The following is a 13184-nucleotide window of genomic DNA, read 5'->3' on the forward strand; positions in this document are numbered from 1 at the left end:
GTTACATCTGCGTCATGGTTACCAGCGGCGATAGGACGCGATTTCGGCCTTAATTTTGGCGTGGATCCCGCCCGCAGGCCGGTTGTTAGGCTAAGGTCGGGCCAAACGGGAGGGTTACCATGGTCGAGAGGCTGTCAGCGGAAGCAAGGAAGGCCGCGCTTTGGGAACTGGCCGGCTGGTCGGAGCTGGCCGGACGCGAGGCGATCGCAAAGACCTTCGTGTTCAAGGACTTCAACGAAGCCTTCGGCTTCATGGCGCGCGCCGCTTTGGTCGCCGAGAAGAACGATCATCACCCCGAATGGAAGAATGTCTACAAGACCGTCGAGGTCGTGCTGGCGACCCATGATGTCGGCGGGGTGACCAAGCGCGACATCGATCTCGCCAAGGCCATGAACGCGATCGCACGGCAGCTCGGGGTCAACTGACCCGGTTGCCTGTAACCTTGCACCGGGCGGCCGACATCCCCAGATTCGTCATCGTCCGCCGCTGAACTGTCGCGGCGTCGAGGAACCTTTGCAATGGCAACGTCCGACACCGGCGTGGGATTTGGGCCTGCTGACCGGCTGGCGCAGGACCCGGAAAGCGTGCGCCGCCGCTTCTGGATCAAGTTCAAGAGAGTGGTCGCGCGCCTGCCGTTCGCCGAGGATCTGCTGGCCGCCTATTACTGCGCCTTCGACCGGCAGACGCCGCGCCATGTCCAGGCCGCGCTGCTCGGCGCGATCGCCTATTTCATCCTGCCCTTCGATTTCATCCCCGACATGCTGCCGGTGCTCGGCTTTACCGACGATGCCGCGGTGCTGGCAACTGCGATCCGCATGGTGGCAAGCCACATCACGCCGGAGCACCGCGAAGCCGCCCGCGCCGCGCTGAAGCGCGGGGTGCCGGCGGAGGAGTGAGCGCGAAGCGGGGGCTGCTAACCTCGCCCCGCGTGCGGGGAGAGGTCGGATCGCATCGTCAGATGCGATCCGTGTGAGGGGGAGTCTCCGCGAACGCATTTGTTGCCGTCTATGCGGAGGCCGCCCCTCACCCCAACCCTCTCCTCGCGAAGAGCGGGGCGAGGGGGCGCGGCCCGAACGCGGACAGATATTCGCTCAGCTTCCCGGATGCAGGATCACCTTGCCCATTGCCTTGCGGCCGGCGAGTACCTTCAACGCTTCGGCAGTCTGCGACAGCGGGAAGGTGCGGTCGACATGCGAGGAGATCTTGCCTTCCGCAGTCCACTGCACGAGCTTCTCGAGGTTCTTGCGGTTCTTCTCCGGGTTCTGCCGCGCCCACGCGCCCCAGAACACACCGCGGATATCGCAGCCCTTCAGCAGTGCGAGGTTGAGCGGAATCTTCGGAATGTCGCCGGCGGCAAAGCCGATCACCAGGAAGCGGCCTTCCCAGGCGGTCGAGCGCAGCGCCGCTTCGGCATAAGAACCACCGACCGGATCGAACACGATGTCGGCGCCCTTGCCGTCGGTCAGCTTGCGCAGGCCTTCTTTCAGATCTTCCTTCGCATAATTCAGCGTCAGCTCGGCGCCGTGCTGCTTGGCGAAGGCGAGCTTCTCGTCCGACGAGGCGCAGGCGATCACCTTCAGGCCCATCAGTTTGCCGAGCTCGCACGCGGCGAGGCCGGTGCCGCCGGCGGCGCCGAGTACCGCGAGCGTCTCGCCCGGCTTCGGGCTGGCGCGATCTTCCAGCGCATGCAGCGCGGTGCCGTAGATGATGATGATCCCTGCCGCGCGATCGTAATCGAGACTGTCCGGAATCTTCACGATCGAATTCGCAGGCAGCGCGATCTTGTCGCGCGCGCCGTTGTGGCCGCATGATGCGACGACGCGGTCGCCGACCTTCAGATCGGTGACGCCCGCGCCGACGCTTTCGATCACGCCGGCGACTTCGGCGGCCGGCGAGAACGGGAACGGCGGCTTGATCTGGTACTTGCCCTGAATCATCAGGATGTCGAAGAAGTTCAGCGCCGCCGCCTTGATCGCGATCACGGCCTCGCCCGGGCCGGCCACCGGATCGGGCACGTCAGCCAGCACGAGATCGTCGGGTTGACAGTATTGCGAGCAGAGGATGGCTTTCATGGACACACCTGAGTTTCGGACGCAAAAGGACTGAAAGCTTCATGCCGGATTTGCGGCGGAGCGACAATACAGTGCGGAGGGATCAAACTATGTTTGAAAAAGGCCTGCTAGTGAAAAAGCGCATCCTGATCACCGGCGGCGGCTCCGGTCTCGGCGCTGCGATGGGTCGACGCTTTGCCGAACTCGGTGCCGAATTGATCATTTGCGGCCGGCGCGAGGGGCTGCTGGAAGAAACCGCAGCGAAATTCCGCAGTGAGCTCGGCGCCAAGGTCTCCATCGCGCGCTGCGATATCCGCGACGGCGCTGCGGTCGAAGCGATGATGGACCAGATCTGGCAGGACGCGCCGATCGACGTGCTGGTCAACAATGCTGCCGCAACCTTTATTGCGCAGAGCGAACATTTGTCATTCCGCGCGGCGGACGCGATCCTCGCGCCGACCCTGCATGGCACGATGTACTGCACGCTTGCCGCGGGCCGCCGCTGGATCGACGGCAAGCACAAGGGCGTGGTGCTCTCGATCCTCTCGACCTCGACGATTACCGGCCGCGCCTTCACGGTGCCGTCGTCGATGGCCAAGACCGCGGTGCTGGCGATGACCAAGAGCCTTGCCGTGGAATGGGGTCCGAAGGGCATCCGTACCGTGGCGATTGCGCCTGGCGCGTTCCCGACCGCAGGTGCGACCGGACAGCTGCGTCCCGAAGGGCGCAATGAGACCTGGTCGCATCGCAACCCGCTCGGTCGCGCCGGCGAGCATTCCGAGCTCGCCAATCTCGCGAGCTTCCTGATCTCGGATCAGGCCGGCTACATCAATGGCGAGATGGTGGTGCAGGACGGCGGCTCGCATTTGCGTAGTTCCGGTGCCGAGGACCTGCTGCAATGGACCGATGCGCAGTGGGAGAGCCAGCGCGACGCGCGTGCCAAGGGATGAAAGGAGATGACGCGGAGCTGATCGGCGAGAACAAGCGCTGAGGTGCGGCAACGCGTGTACGGCTTTTGGCTGACGCGTGGCCGCGCCTGACTGCCTTCCCAAAAAAACGTTTCCCGGTTATCCATCCGAGCCGGCGGAGGGGGAATCGCCGGGCCATCTTGCAGTCACAATGATGGGGGAACCAGTTGGCTGTGCGGCAGATTCTGACATCATTGGCGGCTTGTGGTCTGTGCGGGATCATCACCCTTGCACCAACGCAGGCTGCACCCAAAAAGGACGCGGCCAAGCCGGCGCCTTCGGCGGCCGCGGCTGCGGCAGGCGGCGCGGAGCCGACGCTGATCGGGCAATTCGGGACCTGGGGCGCCTACACCGCCTCTCCCAACGGCAAGAAGGTGTGCTTTGCGCTCGCCAAGCCGGCGTCGTCGAAGACCAATCCGGCGAACCGGCCGCGCGATCCGGCCTATGCCTTCATCTCCACGCGCCCGGCAGAGAAGGTCGTCAACGAAGTCTCGATCATGATCGGCTACACCGTGAAGCCGGGCTCGGAATCGACGCTGCAGGTCGGCGGCGGTACTTATGCGATGTACACGCAGGGTGACGGCCTCTGGATCAAGAATGCGGCCGAAGAGGAGCGGATGGTGGAAGCCATGCGCAAATCGGCCGATCTGACGGTAAAAGCCGTCTCGGCGAAGGGCACCGAGACGATCGATACTTTCTCGCTGAAGGGTCTGGCGCAGGCGCTCGACCGGCTGGGGTCGGACTGCCGGCGCTAGCCCGCGATCCGGCCAACAAAGTCCGCTCAGGGACACAAAATCGAGGTATTTGGAGGCTTTCCAGCACCGGCTGGAAGGCCTATTTGAGGTTTCATGACCGACACCGTGACCACCAAGGCCGTGTCCGGCGCCAGCGCGCTGGTCGAGAAGGTTCCGCTCGAGACCTATGTGCCGCCGGCCAAGCCGTCGCTGATCGGGCTGTCGCGCGCCGAGATATCAGATCGCCTGGGCGAGATCGGGGTGCAGGCAGGCCAGCGCAAGATGCGCACCCAGCAGCTCTGGAACTGGATGTATTTCCGCGGCGCCAAGAACTTCGCCGAGATGACCAACGTCTCGAAGGACATGCGCGCCGAGCTCGAGAAACATTTTACCGTCGACCGCCCCGAAGTGGTCGCCGAGCAGATATCCAATGACGGCACGCGCAAATGGCTGCTGCGGCTGCCGAGCGGCGACAAGGCCGAACGGCCGCACGAGGTCGAGTGTGTCTACATCCCCGAGACCGATCGCGGCACGCTCTGTGTGTCCTCGCAGGTCGGCTGCACGCTGAATTGCTCGTTCTGTCACACCGGCACGCAGCGGCTGGTGCGCAACCTCACCGCCGGCGAGATCGTCGGCCAGGTGATGGTGGCACGCGACCGGCTCAACGACTGGGCCGATCGCGAGGACGGCACCCGCCGCGTCACCAACATCGTGATGATGGGGATGGGCGAGCCGCTGTACAATTTCGACGCGGTGCGCGACGCGCTGCTGATCGTCGGCGACAATGAAGGCATCGGCATTTCGCGCCGCCGCATCACGCTGTCGACTTCGGGCGTGGTGCCGAACATCAAGCGGACGGGCGACGAGATCGGCGTGATGCTCGCGATCTCGCTGCACGCAGTGCGCGACGAGCTGCGCAACGAGCTGGTGCCGCTGAACCGCAAATATCCGATCAAGGAATTGCTGCAGGCTTGCCGCGACTATCCCGGCGCCTCGAACGCGCGGCGCATCACCTTCGAATACGTGATGCTCAAGGGCGTCAACGATTCGCTCGATGACGCCAGGCTGCTGGTGAAGCTGCTGAAGGGCATTCCGGCCAAGATCAACCTGATCCCGTTCAATCCGTGGCCGGGCACCGCCTACGAATGCTCGGACTGGGAGCAGATCGAAAAGTTCTCCGAGTACATCTTCAACGCCGGCTATTCCTCGCCGGTGCGCACGCCGCGTGGCCGCGACATCCTCGCCGCCTGCGGCCAGCTCAAGTCGGAGACCGAAAAGCTCTCCGCCCGCGAGCGTCAGGCGCTGCGCGCGATGGCGATGACGGATTAGGGCATGATCCCGAAAAGTGGAATCCGGTTTTCGGACAGGATCATGCCCACTCAAACGAGAATCAAATGGCCTTGATCGGCCGGCTGTTCGTCGTCGCCTTCGGCTTCCTGATGGCCTGCTTCGTGGCAGGGATCATCGTGGTGGTCGCGGTGTTGTATCCCGAGATCAGCGATTTCGGCGGCCAGATCGACCAGAGCGCGATCGATATCGTGCTCGGTTTCGGCTTCATCTTCATCTCGGGCTTTGCGCTGCTTCCGGCGCTGATCGTGGTGTTGATCACCGAGGCGTTCTACATCCGCAGCGTGCTGGCCTATGCGGTCGGCGGCGCAATCGTCGGCGCGGCCTGCTATCTCGGCCTGATCCCGTTCGATCCCGATACGGTCCAGTTCCACGGCATCGTGCGCCGGCACATGGAGATCATGACCGGCGCCGGCATCGTCGCGGGCCTGGTCTACTGGCTGATCGCCGGCCGCAGCGCCGGCGCCTGGCGCGAGCCGCGGCGCCCCTTGCGGCCGCCGCCACCATTGCCGTCGCAATCGCCGCAGCCGTGATGCCATTCTCACCCTCCCCCTCCAGGGGGTAAGGCAAGCCGACGCACTTTTCATGCCCCGCCGCCTCGGCTAAACCGCGCGCCATGAACCGGACCGGACTTTTCATCGCGCTGGCGCTGGCGCTCGTCATCTGCATCCTGTTCGGGCTCTATCCCGAACTCGACTTGAAGCTCGCCGCGCTGTTCTACGACGCCGCGCAGCACACCTTCCCCGTGAAGCTCGACGCGGTGGCGCAGTTCGCGCGCGATGCGGCGATGTGGATCGCCTGGGCGCTGGTGCTGCCGGCGATCGTGACCATCGTCTGGAAATTCATCCGACCGGACCGGCCGATGCTGATGTCCGGCCGCGCCGCGGTGTTCCTGCTCACCACGATGCTGCTCTCGGCCGGCGTGCTGACCAATTTCACCTTCAAGAATTATTGGGGCCGGCCGCGGCCGGTGTTCGTGACGCAGTTCGGCGGCGACCTGCAATTCATGCCGTGGTGGGATCCGCGCGGCGGTTGCCCGCGCAATTGCTCGTTCTTCTCCGGCGAGGGCGCGACCGCGTTCTGGACCTACGCGCCGGCGGCGCTGACGCCGCCCGCCTGGCGGCCGCTGGCCTTTGCAGGCGCCACCGTGTTCGGCATCGTCACCAGCGCCCTTCGGATGGCCTTTGGCGGCCATTTCTTCACCGACGTCGCGATCGCGGGTCTGGTGTCGTTCTTCACGGTCTGGCTGTTCTACGCGCTGATCTACCGCTGGGCCGCGACCCGGCTGACCGACGCCCAGGTCGATGCCGCGCTGACGCGGCTGGCGATGCCCGGCTACCGGTGGATGCAGCGCTGGCGCCGGGGCGGCCGGGCGGAGCCGAGCCGACCCGAAGCCTGATTTGGGCCTGATTAAAGGCGTGCCCCGGCTCCGGAAATTTGATATTCGCCCTGCCTGATCACCACCGATTTCGACCGATTGGACCGTCCCATGAGTACGATTCTGAAAAGCCTGCCCACCGGCGAGAAAGTCGGCATCGCATTCTCAGGCGGGCTCGACACCTCGGCGGCGCTGCTCTGGATGAAGCTGAAGGGCGCCAAGGTTTTCGCCTACACCGCCAATCTCGGCCAGCCCGACGAGGCCGACTACGACGCGATCCCGCGCAAGGCGATGGATTTCGGCGCCGAGAAGGCCCGCCTGGTCGATTGCCGCACCCAGCTGGTCCATGAGGGCATCGCCGCAATCCAGTCCGGCGCGTTCCACATCTCGACCGGCGGCATCACCTATTTCAACACCACCCCGCTCGGCCGCGCGGTGACCGGCACCATGCTGGTCGCGGCGATGCAGGAGGACGGCGTCAACATCTGGGGCGACGGCTCGACCTACAAGGGCAACGACATCGAGCGCTTCTATCGCTACGGCCTGCTGACCAATCCGAGCTTGCGCATCTACAAGCCCTGGCTCGACCAGCAATTCATCGATGAGCTCGGCGGCCGCGCCGAGATGTCGGCGTTCATGACCGCGCAGGGCTTCGCCTACAAGATGAGCGCGGAGAAGGCCTACTCGACCGACAGCAATCTGCTCGGCGCGACCCATGAGGCGAAGGATCTCGAGAGCCTTGCGAGCGGCATCACCATCGTCAACCCGATCATGGGCGTGCCGTTCTGGCGCGCCGATTGCGACGTCAAGCCCGAGACGGTCGTGGTGCGGTTCGAGGAAGGCCAGCCGGTCGCGCTGAACGGCAAGACCTTCGCCGATCCGGTCGCGCTGTTCCTCGAGGCCAATGCGATCGGCGGCCGCCACGGCCTAGGCATGAGTGACCAGATCGAGAACCGCATCATCGAGGCCAAGAGCCGCGGCATCTACGAGGCGCCCGGCATGGCGCTGCTGCACATCGCCTATGAGCGGCTGGTCACTGGCATCCACAACGAGGATACGATCGAGCAGTACCGCATCAGCGGCATGCGGCTCGGCCGCTTGCTCTACCAGGGCCGCTGGTTCGATTCTCAGGCCCTGATGCTGCGCGAGACCGCGCAGCGCTGGGTGGCCAGCGCCGTCACCGGCGAGGTCACGCTCGAGCTGCGCCGCGGCAACGATTATTCGATCATGAATACCGAGAGCCCGAATCTGACCTATGCGCCGGAGCGGCTCAGCATGGAGAAGGTCGAGGACGCCGCCTTCACGCCGGCCGACCGCATCGGCCAGCTGACGATGCGCAACCTCGACATCTCCGACACGCGCGCCAAGCTCGGCCTCTACAACAAGACCGGCCTGATCTCGAGCGGCGAGGGCTCGCAGATCTTCCAGCTCAAGAAAGACAAGGACTGAGGCGACGCTCTTTCACCTCGTCGTCCCGGGCAAGCGCAGCGCGACCCGGGACTCATAACCACGACCGTCAGTTGTTGCGCACGCTGGGGCCCCGGTTCGCGCAACAACAACTCTCTGTGGTTATGGGTCCCTGCTTTCGCAGGGACGACGCGCGGTGAGAGGCTGGGCTACTTCACCCTGAGCGCATCCAAGAGCGAACGAAACGCCCGCGCGTAGTCGGTGCCGGTCTTGCCGATATCCGGTCCCGCCGACACCGCGACCGCGGCTTCCGTCACCGCGCCGAGCAGCAGCCGCGCCAACGGCTCGATCGGCTGCTTGGCGATCACGCCGGCATCCATCGCCGCCGCCAGCGCGCGCGGAAACTTGCCGCCGAAATGCTTGGCGTCGATCTCGCGCCAGCGTTCCCAGCCGAGCACCGCGGGGCCATCGCGCAAAATGATCTGCCCGGTCGGACCTTTCGAGCACGCCGCGAAATAGCCCTGCGTTCCCGCCGCCATCGCCGCGAGCGGATCGTTCTCGGCGCGCGAGATGCGGTCGAGATCGGCGACGAGGTCGATCGAGACCTGCTCGAACACCGCCTCGAACACCGCCTCCTTGGTCGCGAAGTGATGATAGACCGCGCCTTTTGCAACCCGCGCGCCGCTGGCGATGTCGTCCATCGTTGCAGCCGCAAAGCCGCGCTCACCAAAGATGCGCCGCGCCGCCTTGACGATTGATGCTCTGGTCTTCTCGCGCCGTTCGGCCTGGGTTGCCATCCTCCATCTCTAGCTCAGGTTCCGCACCGGCGCCAGTTGACTTACCGACTGTCAGTCGATAAATACCGACCACCAGTCGGTAAATGGAGAGAGCCCATGCCCTCGCTCAAGACACTGCAAGCCTTCGCTGACACGGTCGAATCCAACGACCATGTCGGCGCCATCAGGAATTTCTACTCGGCCGATGCCCGCACCCAGGAGAACGACGGCGAGTGGCGTGTTGGTCGTGAAGCTCTCGCGGCGCGCGAGGCGGCGGTGCTGGCCGCGGTCTCCGGCGTGAAGACCACGCGGCTTGGGCCGCTGTTCGTCGACGGCGATCACTCCGCGATCTGCTGGCGATTCGAGTTCACCGGCAAGGACGGCAAGGTCCGCAGCATGGAGGAAGTCGCCTGGCAGACCTGGCGCGGCGAGGAGCTGATCGAGGAGCGCTTCTTCTACGATCCGGCGCAGATGGCGCGCTGACGCCGGCGGCGCTGCGCATTGATGCTCCGCTCCCTCTCCCCGCAAGCGGGGCGAGGTAAGGCAAAGCCCGTTTGCCATTGCGGCACCAAAAACGAAAATGGCCGGGATCGCTCCCGGCCATTTGGTCTCGTGATGTCGCGCCGGCTCAGCGCGGCGGGGCGGCGGAGGCGGTGCCGCCGTTGAGCAGCGGGGTGATGCGGCGAACGGTGACGCGCCGGTTGATGCGGCTCGGTCCGTCGGTCTGCTCCTTCAGATATTGCGAGCCGTAACCCTGCGAGGTCAGGTTTTCGGCCGGTACGCCGAACTGCTGTGTCAGCAGCTCTGCGGCGGATTGCGCGCGGCGATCGGACAGCGACAGATTGTCGGTGTCGTTGCCGGTCGCATCCGTATGGCCTTCGATCAGGAACACCTCGCGCGGATTGCGCTGGATGGCCCGGTTGAGGCCGTCGGCGATCACCTGCAGCCTCGCCGCCTGATCCGGCGGGATGGTCCACGATCCGGAGTCGAAGTTGATCGTGTTGAGGTCGATCGACGGCATCTGCATGCGGACATTGGGGCTGTAGCGGATCTCTTCGAGCGAGTAGCGCCGATCGATCCGCTGCACCGGCGGTGCCTCCATGGTCTCGTAGATTACGTCGGGCGACGCGTCCTGAGCGTCGACGATGTAGCGATTGTAGGGAATGTTGACCACCGGCGGCGGTACGTCGACATAGAAGCCGCCGACCGCACGCGGATCGCGATAGCTGTTGTCGATGATGACGAGCTCACGCCCGCCGGGATCCCTGCGGATTCGGCGCAGCATCTGGCCGTCGGCACCGACCACCGTGATGATCTCGCTGCCGTCGGGACGGACCACGATGGTACGGGTTTCGCCGCCGACCGTTTCGGTGCGGATGTCGCGCGCGCCATAGCGGAAACGATAGACGTCGTCGCCGCGCACATAGGCCTGGCCGCTCGGGTCGCGGATGATGACGCGGTCCGGCTCGGTGTAGATGGTGCGGCCGCCTTCGACCACCTCCTGCCGCTGGCCGCGCAGGTCGGCGATGCTTCCGCCGATGATGGCGCCGGCCACTACACCTGCACCGACCGCGGCGCCGATCGCGAGCGGCGTGATGTTGTCATGCCGCGGCGGCGGCGGCAGCGGTGCCGCGACCGCAGGCGCGGCCCGGAATGCCGGTGCAACCGTCGGCGGGGCGTATTGTGCTTGGCCGGGCGGTGGTGTTGCGGCGGCCGAGCCGGGAACGACTGTCGCGGCGGGCGGGCCGGCAGGGCGCGCCGGTGCCGCGCCGGGTGCACCCATGGCGGCTCCCTGAGCCGGCGATACGCCCGGACGTGCCGGCTGACCCGGAGCCGGTGTCGCTCCGGGGGCGCCCATTGCCGCGCCCGGGGTTGCGGGCGTTCCGGGCGGTGTCGCGGGACGTCCCTGCTGACCCGGCGCCGGTGTTGCGGCTCCCGGCGTTGCAGGTGCAGCAGGCGTCGGCGTGGCGGCTGCCGGCGGCGTGCCGGGCCGTGCAGCTGGAGCGGCGGCGCCCGGTGCTGCCGGTGTCGCGCCCGGCGCGGGCGTTGTCGGCGACGTCGTGCCAGGCGGTTGCTTGGCGCCACCGGGCCGTTCGCCGCGCAGGCGCTCGGCCGGCGCCATTGTCGGAGCTGCTGGTGTCGGTGTTGCGGCCGCGGGCGGCGTGCCGGGGCGTGCTGCCGGAGCAGCGGCACCCGGTGCCGGTGTAGCGGCACCCGGCGTCGGAGTCGTATGCGCGGCTCCCGGCGCTGGCGTCGGCGGCGTGCCCGGCCGCTGCGGTGCTGCGGCAGGCGGTGGAGTCGGCGTGGGATGTGCGGGCGCAGCAGCCGGCGGCGGCGTTGCAGGCTTCACAGGTGCAGCTGCGGGCGGCTCCGGCCGTGCAGGTGCGGGCGCCGGTTTCGCGGCTGGTGGCTCGGGCCGCGCGGGCGCGGCTGCCGGCGGCGGTGCCGGACGCGCGGCAGGCGGTTCAGGCCGCGCGGGTGCTGCGGGGGGTGTCGGATGCGCGGGGGCAGCCGCAGGCGGCGGAGGCGGCGTCGGGCGTGCAGGGGCAGCAGCCGGCGGGGTCGGTTTCGCGGGCGCGGCCGCCGGTGGCGGAGCGGGATGGGCGGGCGGCGCGGCCGCGGGAGGCGTCGGCGGATGCGGCGCGGCGGCCGGCGGTGCCGGATGTGCGGGCGCGCCCGGCGCCGGCCTTGGCTTCGGCTTTCCGTCAGGTCCGAGTTCTTCCTTCTGCTGCGCCTGTGCGACGACCAGCGGCGAAGTTTGTGCGTGCGACGCTGAGGTTGCGAATTGCATCACCGTCAGCGCAGTCGTGGCGAGCAGCACGAGACGAAGCTTTGTCATGGTATTGGAGTCCCCGGGCGGAAAGTCTGGGCAGGAGGGAGAGTGAGAGCCGAACAATTCGGCGACACGATGAATTGCCAGCCGTTAGGCCGGATTGTGGCGAGCACCGAATCATCGGCGAAGTTTATTTCGACATTATAACGGGTTGCATGTGGCTTTGTTCACTGGACATTCAGAAGAAACGCTCCGACACATTCGCAATCGATGTGGAACTGAGGCGCGCGCGTGATCGATCGCGCGACGGGTCGATCTGTCGCAGGTTGCATGCCGGGTGGTTCAGGCAGTTCCCGCGCCGCTGATTCGCCGCGCAATCCGCCCGGCCGCTATTCGGGCGTGTGGCAGACCGCCTCGATATTGTGCCCGTCGGGATCGAGCACGAACGCGCCGTAATATGTCGGGTGATAATGCGCGCGAATGCCGGGCGCGCCGTTGTCGCGGCCGCCGGCCGCAAGCGCGGCCTTGTAGAAGGCGTCGACGGTGGCGCGGTCCTTGGCGGTGATCGCGACATGCACCGGCTTGTTCATCGCGCCTTCGCCGCCGATCCAGAAATCCGGCTTGCCGTTGGCGCCGAAGCCCGCCGCCGGCGCGTGCCCGGTCACCTCGGCGGGCACTTCCATGATCAGGCCGTAGCCGAGCGGCGCCAGCGCCGCCTGGTAGAACGCCTTCGCACGTTCGTAGTCAGAGACCGAAAAGCCGATATGGTCGATCATCGCGAGCCTCCGTTGTTGTGATGCATTCGCATCCGCGCTCTGGCTTCACCTCATCTTGAAACGGGGAGGTGAGGGCCGCGGCCGCGAGCTCATCTCACTCTCGCACCAGCAGAGTGTTGCTGCGGGTCCGGCCCTGATCGACGTAGCCGCGCGTGTGCATGTCGGCGATGCAGTCGTCGGTCCATTCGTCCTTCGACAGATGCTCGATCACCACCGCGCGGGGCCACAATGCTTCCGGCGCGTCGCGGAAGAAGCCGGTCAGCACGCGGTCCTCGAAGCCCTCGACGTCGATCTTCAGCGCGTCGACCGTAGCAGTGCCGGCCTCGTCGAGAATGCGTTGCAGCCGCAGCGACGGCACCTTGTATGCCTTACCGGTGGGCGTACCGGTGACGATGTGGCTGGCGCCGAGATTGTCGCCGTCGGTCTCGATCATCAGCTCGCCGTCGGTCGGGCCAGCGGCCGCCGCAACCAGCCGCACCTGCGGGTAGTTGGAGGCCTGCGTGTTGAACTTGAGCCGCGCATGCGTCACCGGATGCGGCTCGATCGCGATCACCTTGCCATCGGGGCCGACATTGCGCGCCAGCGCCAGCGCATAGGTGCCGACATTGGCGCCGAGATCGACGAAGGTGCCGCCGGCGCCGACATGCCGACGCAGAAAGGCGAGCTCTTCGAGATTGTAATCGGGATTGAACAGCGCGCCGCGCTCGGTCGCGCTGGCCTGGTGATAGAAGCGAAACGACGCGCCCTGATAGCTCACGTCGAGCGGCCCCGAGCCGAACAGATCGACCAGCCGCGACAGCCAGGGCCGGAACGCGCCGCGCTTCAATCCCGAGCCGTGCGCCAGCCGGATGATGGCGGCCTGCGCCGCATTGGGCGCAAAGGCGCCGAACGGCGCCGGCGAAATGTCGTTGCTGGGGATCAAGCCTGGTCCTCGTCAAAAGCGCGGCATGCATAACCGGTTTTGACCGGAGCGC

General features: G+C 66.4%; 14 protein-coding genes. 9 read left to right on the forward strand and 5 right to left on the reverse strand.

Going from position 1 to position 13184, the window contains the following annotated elements; genetic code table 11:
• The first annotated feature begins 119 nt into the window (after nt 1-119).
• Both JQ616_RS27255 and JQ616_RS27260 read left to right on the forward strand, forming a co-directional pair.
• Nucleotides 120-425, forward strand: a complete 306-nt coding sequence (locus tag JQ616_RS27255) for a 4a-hydroxytetrahydrobiopterin dehydratase (protein ID WP_166213205.1) — start codon at nt 120-122, stop codon at nt 423-425.
• A gap of 93 nt (nt 426-518) precedes the next feature.
• The gene (locus JQ616_RS27260; protein WP_212019896.1) at nt 519-896 is read left to right on the forward strand and encodes a YkvA family protein; all 378 of its coding nucleotides are present in this window, start codon (nt 519-521) and stop codon (nt 894-896) included.
• A 195-nt stretch (nt 897-1091) separates the two neighbouring features.
• Here JQ616_RS27260 and JQ616_RS27265 read toward each other — a convergent pair whose 3' ends face one another.
• Nucleotides 1092-2072, reverse strand: coding sequence for an NADPH:quinone oxidoreductase family protein (locus tag JQ616_RS27265; RefSeq protein WP_212019898.1), 981 nt, complete (start codon nt 2070-2072; stop codon nt 1092-1094).
• Nucleotides 2073-2161: 89 nt separating this feature from the next.
• Between JQ616_RS27265 and JQ616_RS27270 the strand changes: the two genes are divergently transcribed.
• From JQ616_RS27270 to argG, 6 genes are all read left to right on the forward strand, one after another.
• A complete protein-coding gene (locus tag JQ616_RS27270; RefSeq protein WP_212019900.1) occupies nt 2162-3001 on the forward strand; it encodes an SDR family oxidoreductase in 840 nt (279 codons plus the stop codon).
• Nucleotides 3002-3186: 185 nt separating this feature from the next.
• Nucleotides 3187-3774, forward strand: a complete 588-nt coding sequence (locus JQ616_RS27275; RefSeq protein ID WP_212019902.1) for an invasion associated locus B family protein — start codon at nt 3187-3189, stop codon at nt 3772-3774.
• A gap of 93 nt (nt 3775-3867) precedes the next feature.
• Complete coding sequence (gene rlmN / locus JQ616_RS27280) at nt 3868-5082, forward strand: 23S rRNA (adenine(2503)-C(2))-methyltransferase RlmN (RefSeq protein WP_212019904.1); 1215 nt, start codon at nt 3868-3870, stop codon at nt 5080-5082.
• A gap of 65 nt (nt 5083-5147) precedes the next feature.
• Nucleotides 5148-5633 (forward strand): hypothetical protein, encoded by a 486-nt coding sequence (locus tag JQ616_RS27285; RefSeq protein WP_212019906.1) that lies wholly within the window; start codon nt 5148-5150, stop codon nt 5631-5633.
• Between the two features lie 83 nt (nt 5634-5716).
• Nucleotides 5717-6499, forward strand: a complete 783-nt coding sequence (locus JQ616_RS27290) for a phosphatase PAP2 family protein (protein WP_212019908.1) — start codon at nt 5717-5719, stop codon at nt 6497-6499.
• A gap of 90 nt (nt 6500-6589) precedes the next feature.
• Nucleotides 6590-7927: an argininosuccinate synthase gene (gene argG / locus JQ616_RS27295; protein WP_212019910.1), complete on the forward strand. Its 1338-nt coding sequence runs from the start codon at nt 6590-6592 to the stop codon at nt 7925-7927.
• A gap of 167 nt (nt 7928-8094) precedes the next feature.
• Here the strand turns inward: argG and JQ616_RS27300 are convergent, their stop codons facing one another.
• Nucleotides 8095-8682, reverse strand: coding sequence for a TetR/AcrR family transcriptional regulator (locus JQ616_RS27300; protein WP_212019912.1), 588 nt, complete (start codon nt 8680-8682; stop codon nt 8095-8097).
• Nucleotides 8683-8778: 96 nt separating this feature from the next.
• Here JQ616_RS27300 and JQ616_RS27305 point away from each other — a divergent pair, with 96 nt between their 5' ends.
• The gene (locus JQ616_RS27305) at nt 8779-9144 is read left to right on the forward strand and encodes a nuclear transport factor 2 family protein (RefSeq protein ID WP_212019914.1); all 366 of its coding nucleotides are present in this window, start codon (nt 8779-8781) and stop codon (nt 9142-9144) included.
• Nucleotides 9145-9289: 145 nt separating this feature from the next.
• Here JQ616_RS27305 and JQ616_RS27310 read toward each other — a convergent pair whose 3' ends face one another.
• The 3 genes from JQ616_RS27310 to JQ616_RS27320 form a co-directional block, all read right to left on the reverse strand.
• The gene (locus tag JQ616_RS27310; RefSeq protein WP_212019916.1) at nt 9290-11500 is read right to left on the reverse strand and encodes an OmpA family protein; all 2211 of its coding nucleotides are present in this window, start codon (nt 11498-11500) and stop codon (nt 9290-9292) included.
• Between the two features lie 323 nt (nt 11501-11823).
• Nucleotides 11824-12210 (reverse strand): VOC family protein, encoded by a 387-nt coding sequence (locus JQ616_RS27315; protein WP_212019918.1) that lies wholly within the window; start codon nt 12208-12210, stop codon nt 11824-11826.
• Nucleotides 12211-12304: 94 nt separating this feature from the next.
• Entirely contained in the window at nt 12305-13132 is an 828-nt protein-coding gene (locus tag JQ616_RS27320; protein ID WP_212019920.1) for an FkbM family methyltransferase, read from the reverse strand.
• Nucleotides 13133-13184 lie beyond the last annotated feature (52 nt).

This window comes from Bradyrhizobium tropiciagri (assembly GCF_018130545.1).
GTDB classification, from domain to species: Bacteria; Pseudomonadota; Alphaproteobacteria; order Rhizobiales; family Xanthobacteraceae; genus Bradyrhizobium; species Bradyrhizobium tropiciagri_A.

Coding starts and splice junctions, on each gene's coding strand:
- JQ616_RS27290 (WP_212019908.1), top strand. CDS start 5,717: ATGAACCGGACCGGACTTTTCATCGCGCTGGCGCTGGCGCTCGTCATC.
- JQ616_RS27260 (WP_212019896.1), top strand. CDS start 519: ATGGCAACGTCCGACACCGGCGTGGGATTTGGGCCTGCTGACCGGCTG.
- JQ616_RS27315 (WP_212019918.1), bottom strand. CDS start 12,210: ATGATCGACCATATCGGCTTTTCGGTCTCTGACTACGAACGTGCGAAG.
- JQ616_RS27305 (WP_212019914.1), top strand. CDS start 8,779: ATGCCCTCGCTCAAGACACTGCAAGCCTTCGCTGACACGGTCGAATCC.
- JQ616_RS27310 (WP_212019916.1), bottom strand. CDS start 11,500: ATGACAAAGCTTCGTCTCGTGCTGCTCGCCACGACTGCGCTGACGGTG.
- JQ616_RS27270 (WP_212019900.1), top strand. CDS start 2,162: ATGTTTGAAAAAGGCCTGCTAGTGAAAAAGCGCATCCTGATCACCGGC.
- JQ616_RS27255 (WP_166213205.1), top strand. CDS start 120: ATGGTCGAGAGGCTGTCAGCGGAAGCAAGGAAGGCCGCGCTTTGGGAA.
- JQ616_RS27300 (WP_212019912.1), bottom strand. CDS start 8,682: ATGGCAACCCAGGCCGAACGGCGCGAGAAGACCAGAGCATCAATCGTC.
- rlmN (WP_212019904.1), top strand. CDS start 3,868: ATGACCGACACCGTGACCACCAAGGCCGTGTCCGGCGCCAGCGCGCTG.
- argG (WP_212019910.1), top strand. CDS start 6,590: ATGAGTACGATTCTGAAAAGCCTGCCCACCGGCGAGAAAGTCGGCATC.
- JQ616_RS27265 (WP_212019898.1), bottom strand. CDS start 2,072: ATGAAAGCCATCCTCTGCTCGCAATACTGTCAACCCGACGATCTCGTG.
- JQ616_RS27285 (WP_212019906.1), top strand. CDS start 5,148: ATGGCCTTGATCGGCCGGCTGTTCGTCGTCGCCTTCGGCTTCCTGATG.